Annotated in this window: 16 protein-coding genes; 5 read left to right on the top strand and 11 right to left on the bottom strand. The window is 59.8% G+C overall.

Features of this window, described 5'->3' with window-relative positions; translation table 11 throughout:
- Positions 1–52: 52 nt before the first annotated feature.
- The gene (locus KSY82_RS06415) at positions 53–1,453 is read right to left on the bottom strand and encodes a glycoside hydrolase family 1 protein (RefSeq protein ID WP_117769925.1); all 1,401 of its coding nucleotides are present in this window, start codon (positions 1,451–1,453) and stop codon (positions 53–55) included.
- Positions 1,454–1,756: 303 nt separating this feature from the next.
- Between KSY82_RS06415 and KSY82_RS06410 the strand changes: the two genes are divergently transcribed.
- Together KSY82_RS06410 and KSY82_RS06405 are read left to right on the top strand one after the other, a co-directional pair.
- A complete protein-coding gene (locus KSY82_RS06410; protein ID WP_217750594.1) occupies positions 1,757–2,476 on the top strand; it encodes a GntR family transcriptional regulator in 720 nt (239 codons plus the stop codon).
- Between the two features lie 68 nt (positions 2,477–2,544).
- The gene (locus KSY82_RS06405; RefSeq protein ID WP_217750593.1) at positions 2,545–3,483 is read left to right on the top strand and encodes a type I phosphomannose isomerase catalytic subunit; all 939 of its coding nucleotides are present in this window, start codon (positions 2,545–2,547) and stop codon (positions 3,481–3,483) included.
- 240 nt (positions 3,484–3,723) lie between these two features.
- Here KSY82_RS06405 and KSY82_RS06400 read toward each other — a convergent pair whose 3' ends face one another.
- The 4 genes from KSY82_RS06400 to KSY82_RS06385 all read right to left on the bottom strand — a co-directional run bounded on the left by KSY82_RS06400 (position 3,724) and on the right by KSY82_RS06385 (position 10,081).
- The gene (locus KSY82_RS06400) at positions 3,724–4,491 is read right to left on the bottom strand and encodes a hypothetical protein (protein ID WP_217750592.1); all 768 of its coding nucleotides are present in this window, start codon (positions 4,489–4,491) and stop codon (positions 3,724–3,726) included.
- Entirely contained in the window at positions 4,479–5,501 is a 1,023-nt protein-coding gene (locus tag KSY82_RS06395) for a hypothetical protein (RefSeq protein WP_195364285.1), read from the bottom strand. The genes KSY82_RS06400 and KSY82_RS06395 overlap by 13 nt, the downstream gene beginning before the upstream one ends.
- A 365-nt stretch (positions 5,502–5,866) precedes the next feature.
- Positions 5,867–8,767 (bottom strand): ATP-dependent helicase, encoded by a 2,901-nt coding sequence (locus KSY82_RS06390; RefSeq protein ID WP_217750591.1) that lies wholly within the window; start codon positions 8,765–8,767, stop codon positions 5,867–5,869.
- Between the two features lie 333 nt (positions 8,768–9,100).
- Positions 9,101–10,081 (bottom strand): undecaprenyl-diphosphate phosphatase, encoded by a 981-nt coding sequence (locus KSY82_RS06385; RefSeq protein ID WP_217750590.1) that lies wholly within the window; start codon positions 10,079–10,081, stop codon positions 9,101–9,103.
- Positions 10,082–10,328: 247 nt separating this feature from the next.
- Here KSY82_RS06385 and KSY82_RS06380 point away from each other — a divergent pair, with 247 nt between their 5' ends.
- On the top strand, positions 10,329–10,766 hold the full coding sequence (locus tag KSY82_RS06380; RefSeq protein ID WP_006235921.1) for a universal stress protein: 438 nt from the start codon (positions 10,329–10,331) through the stop codon (positions 10,764–10,766).
- Between the two features lie 223 nt (positions 10,767–10,989).
- Here KSY82_RS06380 and KSY82_RS06375 read toward each other — a convergent pair whose 3' ends face one another.
- The 4 genes from KSY82_RS06375 to KSY82_RS06360 form a co-directional block, all read right to left on the bottom strand.
- The gene (locus KSY82_RS06375; protein WP_217750589.1) at positions 10,990–12,033 is read right to left on the bottom strand and encodes a sensor histidine kinase; all 1,044 of its coding nucleotides are present in this window, start codon (positions 12,031–12,033) and stop codon (positions 10,990–10,992) included.
- 9 nt (positions 12,034–12,042) lie between these two features.
- Complete coding sequence (locus KSY82_RS06370; RefSeq protein ID WP_217750588.1) at positions 12,043–12,714, bottom strand: response regulator transcription factor; 672 nt, start codon at positions 12,712–12,714, stop codon at positions 12,043–12,045.
- 169 nt (positions 12,715–12,883) lie between these two features.
- A complete protein-coding gene (locus KSY82_RS06365) occupies positions 12,884–14,014 on the bottom strand; it encodes an aminotransferase (protein WP_217750587.1) in 1,131 nt (376 codons plus the stop codon).
- 24 nt (positions 14,015–14,038) lie between these two features.
- On the bottom strand, positions 14,039–15,070 hold the full coding sequence (locus tag KSY82_RS06360) for an ornithine cyclodeaminase family protein (RefSeq protein ID WP_217750586.1): 1,032 nt from the start codon (positions 15,068–15,070) through the stop codon (positions 14,039–14,041).
- A 217-nt stretch (positions 15,071–15,287) separates the two neighbouring features.
- Between KSY82_RS06360 and KSY82_RS06355 the strand changes: the two genes are divergently transcribed.
- Positions 15,288–16,469 carry a PucR family transcriptional regulator gene (locus KSY82_RS06355; protein ID WP_217750585.1) on the top strand — a complete coding sequence of 394 codons (1,182 nt, stop codon included), beginning with the start codon at positions 15,288–15,290 and terminating at the stop codon, positions 16,467–16,469.
- A gap of 18 nt (positions 16,470–16,487) precedes the next feature.
- On the opposite strand, the gene KSY82_RS06350 is transcribed toward KSY82_RS06355, so the two are convergent.
- Positions 16,488–17,198: a hypothetical protein gene (locus tag KSY82_RS06350; RefSeq protein ID WP_254881748.1), complete on the bottom strand. Its 711-nt coding sequence runs from the start codon at positions 17,196–17,198 to the stop codon at positions 16,488–16,490.
- 105 nt (positions 17,199–17,303) lie between these two features.
- Positions 17,304–18,911 (bottom strand): bifunctional phosphoribosylaminoimidazolecarboxamide formyltransferase/IMP cyclohydrolase, encoded by a 1,608-nt coding sequence (purH, locus tag KSY82_RS06345; protein ID WP_217750583.1) that lies wholly within the window; start codon positions 18,909–18,911, stop codon positions 17,304–17,306.
- A gap of 276 nt (positions 18,912–19,187) precedes the next feature.
- Between purH and KSY82_RS06340 the strand changes: the two genes are divergently transcribed.
- Positions 19,188–19,829: a GNAT family N-acetyltransferase gene (locus KSY82_RS06340; RefSeq protein WP_217750582.1), complete on the top strand. Its 642-nt coding sequence runs from the start codon at positions 19,188–19,190 to the stop codon at positions 19,827–19,829.
- The last annotated feature ends 159 nt before the right edge of the window (positions 19,830–19,988 follow it).

The raw sequence follows: 19,988 nt of genomic DNA, 5'->3' as shown, positions 1-19,988 counted from the left end.
ATGTGCCATGTGTTGCGCGCAGCGGCGCGCGGTCTGGGCGTTCGCCCGTTCGCTAATCAACCACGTGAGTCGTGGCGACCTGCTTGAGCCAAGCTGCCGACTTCTTAAGGCGGCGCTTGTAGCCGTCCATAAGGTCGACCTCGACAAAACCGTAACGGTTCTTAAAGGCATTCGCCCAAGACCAGTTATCGATGACGGCCCAATAATGGTATCCACGGCACTTGGCGCCCTCGGCAATTGCCTTGGCAACCCACTCCAGGTGCTGGCGTACAAAGTCGACGCGGTAGTCATCCTGGATGGTTCCTTCGGCGTCTCGGTTCTTGTATTCGTCCATGATGCCGATGCCGTTCTCGGAAACGAACCACTCAAGATCGGGGTAGTTCTTAGCGCAGTCCATGCCAAAGTCGTAGAGGCCCTGCGGGTAGATCTCCCAGCCGCGGCTCTCGTTCATAACGGCGTCGGGCCACACGTACTCGTCGGCAAAGTGCGGCAGACCGTACTGGTCGATCTTGCTCGCCGGCGCCTGAACGCGCGTGGGGTGGTAGTAGTTGCAACCGAGCCAGTCGACAACACCCTGCTTAAGAATCTCTTGGTCGCCGGCACGGAACGGAAGCTTAACGCCGCCCTCGGCCAGGCTGTCGAGCACGTCGGCGGGAAGCTCGCCCTTGGTAATGAGGTCGAGCCACCAGCGGTTGTTGATGCCGCTGGTCATACGCACGGCCTCGAGGTCCGCCTCGCTGGGGTTCTCCTTGGTGTAGACCGGGGTAAAGCAGTTGATCATGCCGATCTTGGCATCGCTGCGAACGGCGCCCTCGTCATAGGCGCGACGGTAGTTGGCCACGGCCAGCGCATGTGCCAGCGAGATGTGATACTGCACGGTGCGAGCGCGGCTAAAGTCGTGGAGCTGCGGGAACCACACGCCCTCCTGATAGCGCTGCTCGGGCTCGACGATGGGCTCGTTAAAGGTGAACCAGTACTTGATCTCCTGGCCAAACTCGTGGAAGGCGACGTCGGCGTAATGTGCGTAAGCCTCGACAACCTCACGGCTCTCCCAGCCGCCACGGTTAAAAAGGTAGGTGGGCATGTCAAAGTGGTACAAGTTGACAAACGGCTCCAGGCCGGCTTCGCGAGAGGCGCGGAACAACTCGTGATACCACGCGGCGCCTTCCTCGTTGAGGTTGCCGTCGGCATCGAGCAGACGGCTCCACTGGATGGAAGTGCGATAGGTATCCAGGCCCAAGTCCTTCAAAATGCGAAGGTCTTCCTGGTACTTGGCCATAAAGTCATTGCCGGCGTAAGAGCCAACGCAGTTGTAGAACGAGCCCAGATCCTGGATGGACCAGGTGTCCCACAGGTTCTCGAGCTTGCCGCCCTGGTTCCACTGACCCTCAGTCTGCGGGCCGGACATAGCAGCGCCAAAGAAGAAGTCGTTGGGCAGCTGATACTGTGCCATCAAAGTCCTCGCTTTCGTGTTCTAGAGCTTCCGGTTGGAGACGGGTTTGCTTTGGCAGGTTATCCGGCGCGGGCGCGCACCGGTCATACCGATATCCAACCCGCCAAAACAAAACCGTCCCCAAACGGTCGATCCTGTTCTGCGGAAAGATTCCGTTCGTTGCTTAAACTATAGCGCTCTAATTCTAAAAGTAAAGCGTCTTTTTCTTTTTTCTTTCTCGAGCTTCTTAGATAAAGGTTATATGGGTGCCTTGTTAAGGGTTATACTTACTTGCGTATTGATATATGTCGGAAAGGAGGTTCAATGATTCCCAAATACGAGGCGATAGCTGCAGATATTCGTCGAAGCATCGAGGATGGCACTCTTAAACCGGGCGACAAGCTTCCCACCGTCGTTGAGTTCTGCGAGCTCTATAGCGTTTCAAAAATCACCGTCAAACGAGCTATTGAACAAATCACCGAGGAAGGTCTTATTACCAGCCGACGCGGATCGGGTACCTACGTTAAGGACACGGCGGGACTTCCCGGCCAGGCGTTTTTCCAGGGCAAAAACGACCGTGCCCAGGGCTTTTCATATGAGCACCGCGGGGAGAAGGTGACCTCGGTGGTCTACGATTTCTCGATCGTTAATCCACCAGCGGACATCGCAGCCCAGCTGGGAATTGCCGAGGATGACTTTGCCTATCACGTCGTGCGCGTGCGTCAGGCCGATGAGAAGACCATCGTTATCGAGTACACCTACATGCCCCTCGAGCTGATTCCAGGCCTTAAAAAGAAGGACCTGTACGGATCAGTCTACCGCTTCATCCGCGAGCAATGTGGGCTGAAGATTTCGAGCTTCCACCGTACTATTCGCGCCGTGGCAGCAACCGAGGAAGAAGCCGAGCGTCTGGACACCAAACTTGGCTCTCCCCTGCTCGAGCTCACCCAGATTGGCTTTTTGGACAGCGGCGCCGCCTTTGAGTATTCGGTCTCGCGCAACGTTGGCGACCGCTTTGAGTTGCACAACGTAACGTTGGCATAAGTTTTTGTAGTCACGCGGGCGCTCGTTTTGAGCTGTTTTGTGCAACGCCCGCGCAACATAATGGGGGTATGAATATGTCCGATTTGATTAAACTGACGCCGATCTTCCACGAGAAGATCTGGGGTGGCCGCCAGCTCGAAACCGTATTTGGTTACGACATTCCCGAGGGTCCCATCGGTGAGTGCTGGGCCATCTCGGCCCATCCCAACGGTGACTGCCAGATTGCGGAGGGCCCGTATGCAGGCCACACGCTTTCATGGCTGTGGGCCGAGCACCGCGAGCTCTTTGGCAATTGCGAGGGCAAGGAGTTCCCGCTGCTCATTAAGATTCTGGATGCCAAGGACGACCTTTCAATCCAGATTCATCCCAACGACGAGTACGCCGCCAAGCACGAGAACGGCAGCCTGGGCAAAACCGAGTGCTGGTATGTGCTGGACTGCGAACCCGGTGCCACGATCATTGTCGGCCAGCGCGCGCACGACCGCGCCGAGGCTGCACAGATGATCGAGGAGGGCCGTTGGGACGAGATGCTCAACGTGCTGCCGATTCACAAGGGAGACTTTTTCCAGATCGACTCCGGCACCGTTCACGCCATCAAGACCGGCACGCTGATTCTGGAGACGCAGCAGTCGAGCGACGTGACATATCGCCTGTACGACTACGACCGCCCCGGCACCGACGGAAAGCTGCGCCCGCTGCACATTGAGCAGAGCCTCGACTGCATCGACTTTGATGCTCAGGCTCCGACCGACGGCACGGTGACCGCGCCCGAGGTGGACGGCGTGACCGAGCTCGAGTCCAACCCCTGCTACACCGTCGATCGCGTGCGCGCCAACGGCAGCAAGACCCTCGACCAGCGCTGGCCCTTCATGTGCCTGTCGGTCATCGACGGCGAAGGCACCGTCTGCGGCGACCCCGTCCACAAGGGAAGCCACCTGCTGGCCCCGAGCACCGTCAGCTCCATCGACCTCGAAGGCAAGATGGAACTGATCATCAGCCACCTGTAGGCCACCGGTCCCCAAGCGCTCGCCGGGACGGGGCGCGGGGTTTGGTCGCCTGCTCGGACAGTCCTGCTCGCACGGAGAGCACATTAAGTGCTCTCCGGCTCGTGCGGAACTCGCGATCGACCAAACCCCGCGTCCCGTCCCGGCGAGCCTCTGGCTAGTTACGACAATCAAAAAGCAACAAGGGGCTCCCCCGCTCATCAAACGGGAGAGCCCCTCACCATACATAACGAATCAAGGTGCCTATAGGTAGACCTTTTCGAGAAACGATAATGTGTCCTGAAGACGCGCTCTCTCTTTACGATCGGTCTGCCGATTTACATAAGAAGAAAAGTCCGCAAAGAAGTCTCCGGCGTCAGCCCTCATTTGCTCTATTAGCTCCAAGCGAGCCGAAGGCGGCAACAAACCCGCAAGTCGAACAATATCCGAGCGATGCTTTCGTCGATCTTTATCGTTGCAATGGCGCCCTTCTTCATAGCTCCTATTGATATCAATGTGTGCACGCATCTTGAGGGGAATGATATGGAGCGCATCGAGCAACGTAATGCCCTCTACGTTCATTGCGTTGTCGCGAATAAATTCGTAGTAGCCATCGTCGAGAATAATTGCCGAAAGACTTGATACGGCCCCGTCAAAGGAAAGAGGTGCCACTTCGCTCGTTTCATCTTCGAGCACAAAATCAGGATGTCGGGCGAATAGCTCAATTTGGCCGGGATAGTCTAGGACTTGCCTTGATCCTTCGGGCAAACAGAACCGATAGTAAGTGCACTTTCCATCGCCGACCTTCCCAGTCTCATATCCGACAGCTTTGATAAATGCCCACAATGCAGTGGCGAATTCAACGCCTTCCCCATCAACAATTACGACGATATCCAAGTCTTCAGTAGCTCTAAACGAATCGCCCTCATTGTCAAATAGAACGCTGCAGGCCCCTCCACCAATAAGGACGTAACCGCCTTTACAGCCGCTCATGGCATCGGCAAATCGCTCTATTCCCCTCACTTTTGACATATCGTCCTCCTGAGCTGTTCGACCGCGTCGAGCAGACGATCTTCTTTGTAATCTGCTTTTGCGCAAGCAACGTATAAGGAAAACGGGTCGACACACTGCAAACCCGTCGCGTCAAAACTAATATCGGACGGCGCGTCCACGGGATACGACCAGACCTCAATCACAACTGCCGCCGGTTCGTACCACTGAGCCTCCAGCCATCTGTCGCCCATATGCTCTTTCAAGGCCTCTAGCTGATATTTTTCGAGAGCAATGGTTGGAGCAGAGTCTTCATGGGCAAGGTCGGACATATAGCTAAGGGCAGACACACCGGAAAGCAGCGCATCAACGGCACGTAGCTCTGTTCTCTCGATAACCTTCTTGAGCCGGATTCGCTCTAAAACTGGCGTGCGAAGATAGTCCTCAAACCCATCTAGCAACGTCTCGGTCGACAGCCCGGCGTCGCACAATATACGCTTTTTGCCGTCCCGCATAATCAACCCAGGAGCTATAGCGGCGATTTCCGAAAGATAGCCGCTGACGCTTGCCGCGCTTTTGCCACACAGACGCGCTAGGTCGCCGGCGGAGCAGTCAACCCATCGTCCCGCAATGAGATTTAGGACGATTCGTTGAGATTGGGGCGAAAGCGGAGCAGCGGGAGAAGCACCCAGCACCTCATCGGAAATAACGGCTCCGATAAACGGCAGGAACGCATTTCGCTCATCTCGGATATATGCGATTCCCTCCGAAGAAAGCGCGCGCATAAAACCTAAATCCATAGCATCCCAGCAAATTACCACCGGGTGAACATCTAACTTGCGCACCGCACTGACGAGATTTCGCGCCGAAATGACACTGGGCGGTTCCTTTGGTTCCGCAACAATAAAACGGCCCTGTTTAGACATGCCGAGCCGTGCCAAGCGAAGCGAATACCGCTCAAGATACATGCGAGGAATCTGCATCTCAACTGGCTCCGGGTCGATAGCGAGCTCTAAAGAGAAGAGTCTTTTTGGGAGGCAGTTTATCAGCATGTACAATCACCGTTTTCATTTCGGTTACATTTTAGCGTCTATCTGAAATTATACTGAATCGTATAAAATCATCAATCATCAAAGCCAAGCGCACCATTCAAAACGCAACAAGGGGCTCCCCCGTTCTTTAACGGGGGAGCCCCTTGCCATGTCTAAGTATTCAGCCCACCCGGCCCTCCAGACCAAAAAGCGAACGGGCAAAGCGACGTTCGCAAGCAACGTTATCTAAGGACCTGGGCGGGCGTATGGGGCAACATCGATCGCGAGTTCCGCACGAGCCGGAGAGCACTTAATGTGCTCTCCGTGCGAGCAGGACTGCCCGAGCAGGCGATGTTGCCCCATACGCCCGCCCAGGTCCGCCGGGATTATGACAGCTTGACGATCGGAGCGAATCCCTTCATGAGCTTTTTGGTCTGGCCGGTCTTTTCGAACTGGACCTCGATCATGTCTCCGGCGACCGAGATCACGGTACCCGTGCCAAAGGTCTTGTGGCTCACGGTATCGCCTGCGGCAAAGTCCTGTGATGCGCTAGCACGATCGACCTTGCGCTCCACCGTCGGGGACACCTTGGACGACGGCTTTTTAGCTCGCGGCGCGCCTGAGCCAAAGGTCGAGGCAACACGGCCGGCGTCGGGCGAGACCCCACGATGGCGCTCGGTCCCGTAACTGCTGCCGCCAAAGAAATCGTCAAAGCTCGATCCACCACGCGAACCGGAACCGCCGGTCGAGCGCGTATGCGAACCAAACACCTTGCCGCCGTACATATCCGAGCCCATGCCCGAGCCAAAGGTGCCGTGACGGTCGCCGCGTTTCTCCCAGCCCGTGCCCTCAAAACCGGCAGAACCGATGCCGCTAAACTCGATATCCTCAAACGGAATCTCGTTGAGGAAGCGCGAGCGCGGGTTGGCAGAGGTCGAGCCGTAGGTGCGACGCGTGGCCGCATAGGTCAAGAACAGGCGCTTACGGGCGCGCGTGATGGCGACGTAGGCCAGGCGACGCTCCTCCTCGAGCTTGCCCGGGTCATCGCCGCCGCCAAAGTCGTGCACGTGCGGGAAGATACCCTCCTCCATGCCGGCCACGAACACCGCCGGGAACTCCAGGCCCTTGGCGGAGTGGATGGTCATCATGGTGATGGCATGCGTCTCGCCGGCCAGGGAATCCAAGTCGGAGCGCAGGGCCAGCCACTCCATGAGCGCCAGCAGCGCCTTACAGGTGAGCGGACCGTAGGTGCGCTCAATCTCGTCGGCATGCACGGCACCCGCCGGCATCTCCGTCGGCGCGGCATACGCGTTGCCCGCAATGGCGGCGGCCAGGGCATCCTGCGGCGAGAGCGCCGGGGCGGCTAGGCTATCGAGCGGATTGGAACCTGCGGCATCGCGCGCGCCGACGAGTGCCTCAAACGAAGACGCGGGCGCAGACGGGCCGGGCTCGGGCGCAGGCGCGCTCACCACAACGGGCTCGGGCTCAACGTCGGCGGGCACATCGGCAACACCAGCAGCGCGCAGCTCTTCCAAGCTCTCGAGCGTGCCTTCGATATCCTCGTGCGTCTCCTCAAATTCGGCAGCGACACCCAGGAATTCCTGGATGTTCTCGGCGCGGCTCTCGGACTCCATGGTGCCCTCGGCGCGGAAAGCCTGCAGCAGGCCCGTCTTATCGACAATCATCTCGACGACGTCCTTGAGCTCGCCGTCCATGCGGCGACCCTCGCGCACCAGCGACACAAAGCTCGACAGGCCGTTGCGCACCTTGGCGCTAAACATGCCGGTTTCGGCGCACGCGATCTCACAAGCCTGGAAGAACGAGCAACGGTTGTCGCGCGCCAGCTGTTCGATCTTTTGGATCGAGGTGGAGCCGATGCCGCGGCGCGGCGTGTTGATGACACGCTTGACGCTCATCTCGTCGGCCGGGTTCACGATCATCTTGAGGTAGGCCATGACGTCGCGGATCTCGGCACGGTCGAAGAATCGCGTGCCGCCCACAATCTTGTAGGGCACGCCTGCGCGCAGGAACATATCTTCGAGGATACGCGACTGGGCGTTGGTGCGGTAGAACACGGCGATATCGTCGTAACTCGTGCCCTTGGAGTGCAGCTTTTCGATCTCGCCGGCAATCCAGCGGCCCTCATCGCGCTCATCGCTTGCCTGGAAGGCCTGGATCTTCTCGCCGTCGCCCTCGGCCGTAAACAGGCGCTTGTCCTTGCGCTGCGAGTTGTGACGCACCACGGCGTTGGCGGCGCTCAGGATATGGCCCGTAGAGCGATAGTTCTGCTCCAGCTTGACGGTCTTGCAGTTTTTAAAGTCCTTCTCAAAGTCCAGGATGTTGGTGATGTCGGCGCCACGCCAGCTGTAAATGGACTGGTCATCGTCGCCCACGACCATGAGGTTTTGGTACTTGGCGGCCAGCAGGTTGGCGATCTCGTACTGGACGTGGTTGGTGTCCTGATACTCGTCGACGCTAATGTAGCGGAAACGCTCTTGGTACTTGTCGAGCACCTCGGGGCGGGTGCGCAGCAGCTCGAGCGTGCGCACGAGCAGGTCGTCGAAGTCCATCGCGTTGGCGGCGCGCAGGCGGCGCTCCAGCTCCAGGTAGACCTGCGCGGCCTTTTTGTCATTAGGGCTGTCGGCGGATTTGAGCATGTCCTCGGGCCCGATCATGGCGTTTTTAGCCGAGCTAATCTTGCTGCGGATCATGTTGATGGGGAACTGCTTTTGCTCGATACCGAGCGCCTGCATAATGTCGCGCACCATGCGCTTTGAGTCATCGTCGTCGTAGATGGTGAACTGACCGGTGTAGCCCAGCAGGTCGGCGTCCTCGCGCAGCATGCGCACACACATGGCATGGAATGTGCACACCCACATGCCGCGGGTGCCGCTGGGGATGAGCGCTGCCAGACGCTCGCGCATCTCGGCCGCGGCCTTGTTGGTAAACGTGATGGCCAGGACCTGCCAGGGCTTAACGCCCAGGTCGCCGAGCATATGTGCGATGCGGAAGGTCAAGACGCGGGTCTTGCCCGAGCCGGCGCCGGCAAGCACCAGCAACGGGCCCTCGGTGGTCAGAACTGCCTCGCGCTGGGCGGAATTAAGGCTGTCGATGTCGACGAGCGGCTTGGCGGGTTTGGGTGCCGGCGCGGGAGCGTCGTAGATGTCGAGCGGGACGAGCTCGGGCTCCGGCGCAGCGGGGGCAGTGTATGCATCGAGCGGCACGGGTTCCGGCGCGGGCGGCACGGGTACCGCGGCATTCTTTTCCCAGGGCAAGGGCTGGGTCATGGGCGACTCCTCATCTGACGGACGGCGCGCCTGCGGGCGGCGCCATAGTTTGAGCCGTACCAGTATACCGAGCCGCGCGGACACCGACGCAAATCACACCACGACTCCGTGCGTCACCGTCAGGCCCGCCCCAGCGGATCTGGCGCAATGGGGTCAGGTTACTTTGCACCAATCTATTGACAATCACGAAACCGCCGATGTCATGGCAGCAGCAGCGAGCGACGGTCAGGGCGAACAAATTGGCATGAAAAGGGGGTGGCATAGACCTTTTGGTCATGCCACCCCCTTTGAATGACAAGTTGTCGCCCAGACCGCCGCGCAGCGTCGACTAAGTTAGAGGCCGAGCATCGGCTCCAAGACGAAGAAGTACGCAAGCACCACGATGCCCAGAATGATGCGGTAGACGCCGAAGCACTTAAAGTCGTGACGGCGAACGAAGCCCATGAGCCACTTAATGGCGATGAGCGAAACCACAAAGGCCACAACGCAGCCCACGCCCAGGATGGCGATCTCGTTGGCGCCAAAGGTACCGCCCTTGATGAAGTACTTGACCAGCTTGAGCGCACTCGCGCCAAACATGACGGGGATGGCCAGGAAGAACGTAAACTTGGACGCCACCGAACGCGTGCAGCCCAAAAGCAGGCCGCCGATGATGGTGGAACCGGAGCGCGACGTGCCCGGAATCAGCGAGAGCACCTGGAAGCATCCGATGCCCAGGGCGGTCTTCCAACTCAGGTCCTCGAGCGTGGTGATGGAACCAAAGTCCAGATCCTCGTCATCGCCCTCATCCTCAGCGGCAGCCGCGGCGGGCGCCGCAAAGTGCGCACCGGCGGGACGTCCACCCGACACCACAGCACGCGAACCAAACGAACCGGCAACGGCCATTTCTTCGCGCTTGCTCGCGCGCCAGTTCTCGATCACGATAAACAGCACGCCGTACACAATGAGCGCCAGCGCCACGACGGGAGCATTGTAGAAATGCTCCTCCATCCAGTCGTTGAGCGGCAGGCCGATCGCCGCCGCAGGAATGCAGCCGAGCACAATCTTGCCCCACAGCACCCAGGTGTCGCGACGGCCCTCCTTGCCCTTGCTGGGCGAGAACGGATTGAGCTCATGGAAGAACAGCACACAGACGGCCAGAATGGCGCCGAGCTGAATCACGACCAGGAACATATTCCAGAACGTCTCGCTCACGTTCATCTTGACGAACTCGTCCACCAAGATCATGTGACCGGTCGACGAAACAGGCAGCCATTCGGTGATGCCCTCGACCAGGCCCATGAAGGCAGATTTTAGAAGCTCGATAATATCCAAAGGGACCCCCTCGTTAGACACCCGCCGATATTGTTCTGCGGACGGTGCGGGCGATGTCCCATTATCAACCGTTCGGGCGCGTCTACGCCTACCCTTACCAAAAAACTCGCCCGTTCACAGAATTGCGAGCGGTCAAACCCAAATCCTTGGGTATAACTGCAACAAGATAAAGTGTCCGGCGGCCAACGCGCCCGCGCCCGCCCGATGCACGAGCCCCGCGCCCGTGCGATAGACCAAGGAGGAAACCATGAACGAGGGCTACACCAAGGTATTTGTTTCACTCGACGGTACTGAGCAGCAGGATTTTGTGCTCGCACGCGCCATCAAGGTCGCCGCGAACAACGGCGCCAAGCTAATCATCGGCCACGTTATCGATTCCACGGCGCTCGAGAGCGCCGGTTCCTATCCGGTCGATCTGGTCAACGGCCTAGAGGAGGCATTTAAGAACTCCATCGCCAAGCAGCTCGAAGAGGCCAAGGCCAATCCCGATATTCCCGAGGTCGAGGTCATGATTCGCGCCGGCCGCATTCGCGAGACGCTCAAGGACGAGATGCTCGACGTGGTTAAGCCCGACCTGGTGCTCTGCGGCGCCCGCGGCCTGTCCTCGATCAAGTATGCGCTGCTGGGTTCGATTTCGACGTTCCTGCTGCGCAATACGGATTGCGACATTCTGGTCGTAAAGTAGCGTTGCTCCCACCGGCCGTGGGGCCTGCGGGGTTTCCACGGGCACGTCCTCGCCGCGTTGCGGCTGCGGGATGTGCCCTTAGGAAACCCCTCCCGGCCCCGCGGCCTTCGCAGCCTTACTTCAGCGAGTTGGCTGATAGAAAAATGGCGTGCCGCCCCAAACGGGACGGCACGTTTTGTTTGGGGCGGCACATTTTTGTTTGGGCGGACGTCTGCCGCATGCGCTACTCAAAGTATTGGAATTTGTTGGTCGAGAAGGCGAATGTTACGACGAAGCCTTCGCCAGGCTCGGATGCTGCGGTGACGTCGATGCCCATCTTGGAGCACAGACGCGCCACCAGGTAGAGGCCGATGCCCGTTGCGCGCTTGGTGGTGCGGCCGTTGTCGCCGATAAAGCCCTTCTCGAACACGCGAGGCAGGTCTGCCGCACACACGCCACAGCCGTTGTCCGCGACGGTAAGCTCGATGCGCTCGCTTGCCAGACCCTCGTCCAGCAACGCACCCGAAAACACGATCTTTGCGCCGTCCTCACGCGCATATTTAATGCTGTTCTGAATGAGCTGGCCCAGAATAAACTCGAGCCACTTCTCGTCGGTAAAGACCTCAAAGTCGAGGTTCTCGCACACCGGCGCCACGTGTGCCGCGATGAGCTCGCGCGCATTGGCCTTGATTGCGCCCGTCACCAGAGCCTTGAGGTTCCAACGTCGAATCAGATAATCGCGCTCCACAACCTCCGAGCGCGCATAGTAGAGCGCCTGGTCGATATAGCGCTCCACGCGGGCAAGCTCGCGACCGAGATCATCTACGCGCGACAGATCATCTTCGCTGCCGTCCAGGTTTTCCAAAATCAGATGGGCTGCCGCCAGAGGCAGCTTGGCCTCGTGGACCCAGCTCTCGATATAGTCGCGATAGTCATCGGTCTGGCGCCTGCCTTCGGCAACCTCGTCACAAGCGGCTTTGCCCACCCGGCGCAAGACCTCGTACTCGAGCTCGCCCTCGGCATAGGTCGGACATTGCACCATCTCCTGCACCCATGCGGGACTCTCGAGCTCCTCTGCCGCACGCTCCAGCTGGCGCAGAAAACGACGACGGCGCGCGTACTCGATCACGATGCCCAGCATGCCAAAGATAAAGGACACGCCGACCGCCACGACCACGATGGAAACGGGTGCGCCGGCGACCGTCAGCACAAAGCAGCTCAGCAGCACGCCGCACGTCCACACGGCGACGGGAAGCAGCGCATCTTTGAAGAATTTGGCGAACGACATAGCCGGCCCCTAGACCGAATAGCCCTGACCGCGGTGCGTCGTCAAATACCCCTTGATGCCGATTTTTTCGAGCGTGGTGCGCAGGCGGTTGATGTTGACGGTAAGCGTATTGTCGTCCACGAAGGCGTCGGAGTCCCACAGATCCTGCATGATGGCCGAGCGCGAAACAATCTTGCCCGCGCGGCTCAGAAGCAGTGAGAGAATACGCAGTTCGTTTTTTGTGAGCTCGGTGCTGGTGCCCGTTTGCGTGTTGGTGACCATGGAGCGTGCGAGGTCGAGCTCCAGTCCCTTGTGGACGAGCGTGCTGCGCTCGCCCGCCGCCGCGGTGCGACGCAGCAAGGCATTGATGCGCGCCACGAGCACACGGGCGCTGTAGGGCTTGGGAACAAAGTCGTCCGCGCCGAGCGTCATGGCCATGACCTCGTCAATCTCGGTCGCGCGCGACGTGAGGACGATGATGGGAACCTCGGATTCGCGGCGAACCTCATGGCAGATATGCTGGCCGTCCTTGACAGGGAGCGTGAGGTCGAGCAGCACCAGGTCGGGCGCGGCGGCGAGAATATCGCGCGAAACATGCTCGAACGATTCGCAGGCCTCGACCTCAAAACCGGCACGGGCAAGGATGTCGGCAAGCTCGCGACGAATGGGCTCGTCATCCTCAACGATATAGATTAGCGCCATGTGTCCTCCCATTTCGCGTAACTTGCACCTTCCACACCATTATGCCCACGGCGTCGCAGCGATACGACCCCGTGGGCACCTAATATGACAAAAGTGTTCGGTAGCCTTGAGAGAAAATAGGAGCCCTCGGGCCTGAGCCGATCGGCCCCATCACTTCGACCTCGAGTCTCTACTCGAGCGTACGCATGTACGCGGAGATGGCATCCAGGCCCTTCTGCAAGTCATCGGTGTTATCGGAGTATGCATAGCCGATGCGCATGCTCTTGGGCTCCTCGAAGCAATCGCCCGGAGTGACGAGCGCGCCGGACTTCTTAATCATGTCGATGCAGAACGTCCTGGAGTCGATGTCGTAGTCGTAATACACGAGTGCGGTGGTACCCGCCTCGGGCTTGACGAACGACAGGTGCGGCTCGCTCTCGACCCACTTCTCCAGAACAGCAAGGTTCTGACGGACGATGCGACGGCTGCGCTCAAGGATCACGGAAGCGTTGCCCAGAATCAGCTCCGCCACCGACTCGCTGAATATGCCGGCGGAAATCAGGTTGTAGTCGCGATGCGAGAGCAGCGCGCGACGGAGCTCCGGGCTCTTGGTGACCGCCCAGCCCAGACGCAGGCCGGCGAACGACCAGACCTTGGACATGGATGCGGTGACGATGGCCTTGTCGTACAGGTCGATCACGGACTCGGAGTACTCATCCGTCTGAGTAAGCAGACGGTAGACCTCGTCGCAGAGCACCCACGCGTCGTGTTTGCGTGCGACCTCGACAATCGCCTTGAGCGTTTCGGTGTCGAGCAGGGCGCCCGTGGGGTTGTCCGGATTATTGATGCAGATGAGCTTGGTATCGTCGGTCACCAGAGCATCGAGCGCGTCGACGTCGACGTGGTAGCCGTTCTTGCGGTCGAGCTGAAGGATATCGACCTTCGCGCCGCACATCTCGGGAATCGAGTAAAGCTGCTGGTAGGTGGGCTTGACGGAGACTACGTGATCGCCCGGTTCGACGAGCGTGGAAATAACCAGGGAGTTGGCACCGGTCGCGCCGTGCGTGGGCACGATATGCCCGGGCTCGACCGTCTTATAGAGACGCGCAACCCCCTCGAGGAAGCCGGGCTGCCCCTCGATGTCTCCGTAGGTGAATCGGCGCGAGCACAGGCTATCGAGCCACGCCTTCTTGTCGGTGTTCGTAAGCTCGAACAGCTGGTCGAGCGTGAGGGAGTAGACGCACGTCTCCGCAACGTTGTGGGTGCACTTGGTCTCCCACTCGTTCATCCACTGCTCGACGGCGAAATCCTTGATCTGCATTGTCGTTTCCTTTCCTTGACTTTCTTACAGTTCCACCACGGTGCCCAGCCCCGCCTCGATGGCGCGGTCGTAGGCGATTTTCGATGCCGAAAGGTCCTGAACGGCGATGCCCGACGTATCGAACACCGTCACCTGCTCGTCATCCGAACGCCCCGTAGCCGTGCCGGCGATGACTTCGCCGAGCTCCGCTCTGATGTCCTCGGGCGTGATGACACCCTCGGCAACCGGAATCTCCAGCTCACCGGACGCGACCGATTGCTCGCGGTCGTCGACGTAAACAGCGGCACGGGCGACAAGCGCCGAGGCGAGCTCCTGCTTGCCGGGCATGTCGGCACCGACGCAGGAGATATGCGTACCAGGACGCACCCATGAATCGGGAATGATGGGCTTGGTCGCCGGCGTGATCGTTACGATGATGTCGGCCTCTGCCGCGGCGCCTTGGCCGTCGGCCGTCGCCTCGATGGAATAGGTGGATGCCTCGCGAGCATGCTCGCAGGCGCCCAAGATATGGGCGACTTCGTCTCGCATGCGCTCGACGCGGGCCTCGGGCGCGGCATCGGAAACCGGCTCCCACACCTTGACCTCACTCACTTTGGGACAGGCGGCGAGCACGCCCGCCACCATATAGGTGCTCATGTGGCCGGCACCCGCAACAAGCAGTTTGGGCGCATCCGCCCGAGCCAGCCACTTGGCACCGAGTGCAGCGGCGGCGCCAGTGCGAAGTCCAGTGACGGCAGAGACATTGAGCAGCGCCAACGGCTCGCCCGTCGCGTTGTCGCACAGCAGCGTGGTGCCAAAGATCTCAGGCAGCTCCTTTTTGGGGTTCTGAGAGAACCAAGCAGTAAGCTTGAGACCGAAGAGGCCGCTTCCCGCCAACTCGCCCGAGCGGATATCCATATCGGCCACGCCGGGTTCGAATTGCTCATATACCATCGGCCACGCAACGCCCTTGCCCGTTGCCTTCTGGCGATATGCCTCCTCCACGGCAGCGATTGCATCCTCAATCGTCAGCACCTTGGAAACTTCCTCGGCCGATAGCACCACCATCTGCCCCATCATCGCTCCTCTCAGCGAAAGCTTTACGTTGCTTCACTGTACGGTTTAGGAACGATGCCGCCAAGGATCATTTCTTGTTGGTACCTACAACGATTCTCAATCTGATTTTTCGTTCTATCAGCAGGTATTCGAACTATTTATCGCATCAAAGGCATACGGATGTGCGATTATCCTATTTGTACAGGTACTTATTGTAATGATTTACAAGGTGATGCTAATGCTATACACCATCTCGGACTTCTCACGGGAATATGAGGGGTCGGTCCGTCTAATCGCCGGCAGCGATGGCGTCTCGCGTGCCGTCTCTGGCGTCGGGATCCTCGATTATGAACTCATGCCCGGCCTCAAGAACAAGTACCAGCGCGTCAACTTCAGCTCAGACGAGATCATCCTCAGCACTTTCCTCTATGCGAAGGACGATCCGTACCTCATCACTGAAGCCGTGAAATACCTCGTCGCCAAGGGAACGAGCGGTCTCATCATCAAAAACGTCCTGCACATCCCGATTCCCGACCAAGCCATCCGCTACGCCAACGCGCGGCACTACCCGGTCTTTCTCACGACCGACGACTCACTGTTCTTTGACAGCGTCATCTATGAGGTCAAACGGCATATCGAGCAGCTCGCGTCCATCGACTTCGCACAGCGCGAGATCGATGCCCTGAGGACAGATGTATCGCCCGAGTCCATCTGCCGACGCATCCGAAGCCTCAACCCGTCATTTCTGGACGAAGCGGTCGCCCTGTTCGCATCGTTTGCAGAACCCCTCGACCCGCGTGCGTTTTTGCAAATCGAACGTCTCTGTGCAAAATCGACCCTCGCCGGATGCCACAACATGCTGGCACCCTATGACGGAGGATTGCTATTCGTAGCGACAAGCGACTCGGAGCAGACGCTCGATGTGGAGCGAATCGTGCAGGCGCTCACGGAGCTCATCGAGGCAAGCGGCATCGATGGCGGAGCGGAAGGGCTCGGCATCAGCGATATTCTGTTTGGAGACGAGGCGGTGGCGCAGGCGATCTCGCAGGCGATTTACGCACAGCGCCTATCTTGTCAACGAGCCGAGGGTCCCGTCCGCTATACGCAGCTCGGCATCCTGAAAACCGTGATGCCTTTTGCGGAAACCCCGGAGATGCGATCGTTCTCGGAGGCGATTCTCTCGCCGATACGCGAGCACGACAGCGAGCATGGCAGCGAACTGGAATCAACACTCGCCGCATTCATCGAGAACGACCGACGTATCGAGCAAACCGCCAAGCAGACTGGCCAGCACCCGAACACAATTCGATATCGCCTCGATAAGGTGACAGCTCTCACCGGACTGAGCTACAAATGCGCCCCGGAGATGGAGCAGCTGTCGCTCGCCTACGCAATCGAACGCGCTCGCTCACTTCAGTAAGCCCACCCCGCCTTGAGGTTAGGAGCGGCGGGCGCGGAGCTTTTCGTAGCCGTCGGCAAAGAAGGCGACCGTGGCGGCGTCGGCCTCCGCAGCGTCCGTCTCGGTTGCGGGAACCACGCCGTGCTCGTCGCTCACCAGGAACAGCGCGCCCTTAAGCTGCGCGGGAATGTCTACGCGCGTGACCGGGATGCCCTTGGTCTGGGCCAGCTGCTCAATGAGCGTCGCCGTGCCGCACAGGCACTCGTCCGCCGGCGCCACAAAGGCAAGCTCGCCGTTATCGACGGCGGCGAGCAGCTCGGGCGCCACGCCGGTCTCGTCGGCCTCGGAGCGGGCCTCGGCGGAGCGGGCACGCAGCGCCTTGGCCGACGTATCGGTTAGCGGCTCGTACTCCCCCACCGTCATGGCGGCGTTGCCGTTGACGTCGATCACCAGCATGAGCACGCCGTCGCGTGCGGTGTAATCGCCCTCGGCAAGCGACCACTCAACGTGCTGCTTGGCCCAGCTGAGCATGTTATGGGTAAGCGGCTCGCCCTGCACCAAGCGCTCGGACAGTGCGCGAATGTGGCGGTTGAGCATGGGCACCTTTTTATTGGACATGCGCCAACGGCAGACAAGCGCGGGCTTGTCGAGCGTAAACTTCTCGACCGCCTCCTGATTGGCGCAAAAGTCCTCGTACGCACGCTGATCCTCGGCATTGCCAAACAGCTCGGCTTCATCAATCTGGGGCATGGTTGTACCTTTCGTGTTAGTCATTCCGTCCTCTTATACCAAAAAGACGGCCCTCCAAACGGAGCAGCCGTCTTTTGCGGAGATTATTTTGTCCCAAAGCGGAACTTAGTGGCGGAAGTGGCGAGCGCCCGTAAACACCATAGCAATATTGTGCTCATTGCAGGCCTGGATGCTCTCGTCGTCGCGCTTGGAGCCACCGGGCTGAATGATGCAGGTCACGCCGTGCGCAGCAAGCACATCGACGTTGTCGCGGAACGGGAAGAACGCGTCGCTTGCGCAGGCAAAGCCGCCCTTCTCAACGCCCTCGCGCTCGCAGAAGTCCTCGGCACGCTCGCAGGCCAGCAGTGCGGAATCAACGCGGTTGGGCTGACCCGGGCCCATGCCAATGCCGGCCTTGCCCTTGGAAACCAGGATGGCGTTGGACTTGACGCCCTTGCAGACCTTCCAGGCAAACTCGAGCTCGGCCATCTCAGCGTCGGTGGGCTTGCGGTCGGTGGGGAACGTAAAGGTCGCGGGGTCCTCGGTCACATGGTCGACCTCCTGCACCAGCATGCCGCCGTCGATGGAGCGCAGCTCCACCTGGGCGCCGTGGTCCACGCCGCCGGTGGCCAGCACGCGCAGGTTGGGGCGCTTGGCCATGCGCTCGAGCGCCTCGTCGGTGTAGCTCGGGGCGATGATGACCTCGACGAACTGCTTGTTCTGGTCGGCGAAGTGCTCAACCAGCTCAAAGGGGACCTCACGGTTGCAGGCGATGATGCCGCCGAAGGCGCTCTTGGGATCGCAGGCGAAGGCGCGATCGTAGGCGGACGTGATATCGTCGGCCACGGCAGAGCCACAGGGGTTCTGATGCTTGAGGATCACGCAAGCAGGCTCATCGAACTCGCGAACCAGGTTCCAGGCGGCGTCGGCGTCCAGGTAGTTGTTGTAGCTGAGCGGCTTGCCCTGGATCTGCTCGGAGCCCACAAGCGGGAACTGCGAGCTCGCGGTGTTCTCGCAGCCCTCGGCAAAGCGGTAGACCGTAGCCTTCTGCTGCGGGTTCTCACCATAGCGCAGGTCATCGACCTTCTCCAGCGAGATCTCGAGCTTGGCGGAGGTGTCCGCCACGTCGCTTGCCTGGGCGGCGAGCCAACGGGAGATTGCCGTGTCGTAGGCGGCGGTGGTCTGGTAGACCTTCACCTGCAGACGACGACGGGTGGAAAGCGTGGTGCAGCCGCCGGTCTCGTGCATCTCGGCAAGGACGGCGTCGTAGTCGGCCGGGTCGGAGATGACGGTGACGCTCGCGGCGTTCTTAGCGGCAGAGCGCAGCATGGAGGGACCACCGATATCGATGTGCTCGATGGCGTCCGCGAAGGTGACCTCGGGGTTGGCGACGGTCTTCTCAAACTCGTACAGGTTGACGACGACCAGATCAATCAGCTTAATGCCGTGCTGAGCGGCCTCCTGCATGTGCTGCTCGGAATCGCGGCGGGCAAGCAGCGCGCCGTGAACCTTGGGGTGCAGCGTCTTAACGCGGCCGTCCATCATCTCGGGATAGCCCGTGAACTCCTCGATGGGGGTTACGGGAACGCCCGCGTCCTCGATGGCACGAGCCGTGCCACCCGTAGAGATGATCTCGACGCCAAAGTCGTCAACCAGCGTCCGTGCGAAATCGACGACACCCGTCTTATCGGTAACCGAGATCAACGCGCGTGCGATCTTCACATCAGATCCCATGCAGTCCTCCTGTCTGGTACGCCGCCGTGCTCTGTGAGTCGGTGATACGTCGATCTGCAGCGCTCGCGCAGCGGCATTGAAAATACTGATTCAATGTAGCGCATCGAGCGTGCCGATGCACCCCGCAACATCCGCTTGTGCAGAAAAAGCTCGCGAGCGGAGGATACGGGCCGGCGGCGGGCGCGGTGAGTTGATGGAACACAGGGGCACCATATTTAGATGCCAACGGCGTGGTAGAACTGTGCTCGATATGCATCCGCAACAGAAAGAGGCACCATGGTCTCGCGGGTTCTCTACCGACCGTTTGATACCGAAGACTTCGACGCCATCGCGCTGATTCTGCAGCGCCTTTGGCACAACAATTCGGATAACGATGAGTACAACCGCCTCGAGGCCGCGTGCGATCTTGCCTATTGCCTTTCATCCTCGACGTTTTCACAGGTTGCCGTAATTGACGGCGAGGCGCGCGGCATTTCGCTTGCGCGTGCGGGACAGACCGCCAGCGCCAGCATCGACGAACATTGGATGGACGCCGAGCGCGCGCTACTATCCCAAATGCGCGAGCTGGAGCCCGATGCCTGCGCCGAGTATCTCTCGTTTGTGCGCGCAACCATCCGAACCAACAACCGCCTGCTCGAAAGCAGCCCGTTGCCCCACGACAACGAGGTCACGCTGCTTGCCGTGGATCGCGACGTCCATGGCCTGGGTGTAGGCTCAGTGTTGCTCGATGCCGCGGTCTCGTACCTGTCCTCGCTTGGAGCGACAAGGGCGCACCTGTACACCGACTCCAACTGCTCGTGGAAGTTCTACGAGTTGCACGGCTTTAAGCGCACGGCCACGCACCGCGCCAACCGCGAAGAGCGCCGTCACGACATGCCGCGCGAAAGCTTCCTCTACGAACTCGATCTAACAGCCTAAACCCGGCAGTTAGGGACGTTCCTTTTGTGCCGGCACCCCGGGACACTCCTTGGCAGCAACCACACCTAGTCATTGGGGACGTTCTTAAATGACTAGTCGCTGGGGGTAGCGCGCAGAGATGTGGTGTAAGAGGCGGGGCATGCCCCGCCTCTTCTCTTT

The sequence above is a fragment of the Collinsella aerofaciens genome (genome assembly GCF_019131995.1).
Taxonomy (GTDB): Bacteria; Actinomycetota; Coriobacteriia; order Coriobacteriales; family Coriobacteriaceae; genus Collinsella; species Collinsella aerofaciens_S.
Note: the sequence above shows the minus strand (reverse complement) of the source record. Positions and strands in the feature narration are given on the sequence as shown.

Coding starts and splice junctions, on each gene's coding strand:
- KSY82_RS06350 (WP_254881748.1), bottom strand. CDS start 17,198: ATGCCCCAGATTGATGAAGCCGAGCTGTTTGGCAATGCCGAGGATCAG.
- KSY82_RS06390 (WP_217750591.1), bottom strand. CDS start 8,767: ATGACCCAGCCCTTGCCCTGGGAAAAGAATGCCGCGGTACCCGTGCCG.
- KSY82_RS06375 (WP_217750589.1), bottom strand. CDS start 12,033: ATGTCGTTCGCCAAATTCTTCAAAGATGCGCTGCTTCCCGTCGCCGTG.
- KSY82_RS06365 (WP_217750587.1), bottom strand. CDS start 14,014: ATGCAGATCAAGGATTTCGCCGTCGAGCAGTGGATGAACGAGTGGGAG.
- KSY82_RS06380 (WP_006235921.1), top strand. CDS start 10,329: ATGAACGAGGGCTACACCAAGGTATTTGTTTCACTCGACGGTACTGAG.
- KSY82_RS06400 (WP_217750592.1), bottom strand. CDS start 4,491: ATGTCAAAAGTGAGGGGAATAGAGCGATTTGCCGATGCCATGAGCGGC.
- KSY82_RS06415 (WP_117769925.1), bottom strand. CDS start 1,453: ATGGCACAGTATCAGCTGCCCAACGACTTCTTCTTTGGCGCTGCTATG.
- KSY82_RS06395 (WP_195364285.1), bottom strand. CDS start 5,501: ATGCTGATAAACTGCCTCCCAAAAAGACTCTTCTCTTTAGAGCTCGCT.
- KSY82_RS06410 (WP_217750594.1), top strand. CDS start 1,757: ATGATTCCCAAATACGAGGCGATAGCTGCAGATATTCGTCGAAGCATC.
- KSY82_RS06340 (WP_217750582.1), top strand. CDS start 19,188: ATGGTCTCGCGGGTTCTCTACCGACCGTTTGATACCGAAGACTTCGAC.
- KSY82_RS06370 (WP_217750588.1), bottom strand. CDS start 12,714: ATGGCGCTAATCTATATCGTTGAGGATGACGAGCCCATTCGTCGCGAG.
- KSY82_RS06360 (WP_217750586.1), bottom strand. CDS start 15,070: ATGGGGCAGATGGTGGTGCTATCGGCCGAGGAAGTTTCCAAGGTGCTG.
- KSY82_RS06355 (WP_217750585.1), top strand. CDS start 15,288: ATGCTATACACCATCTCGGACTTCTCACGGGAATATGAGGGGTCGGTC.
- purH (WP_217750583.1), bottom strand. CDS start 18,911: ATGGGATCTGATGTGAAGATCGCACGCGCGTTGATCTCGGTTACCGAT.
- KSY82_RS06405 (WP_217750593.1), top strand. CDS start 2,545: ATGAATATGTCCGATTTGATTAAACTGACGCCGATCTTCCACGAGAAG.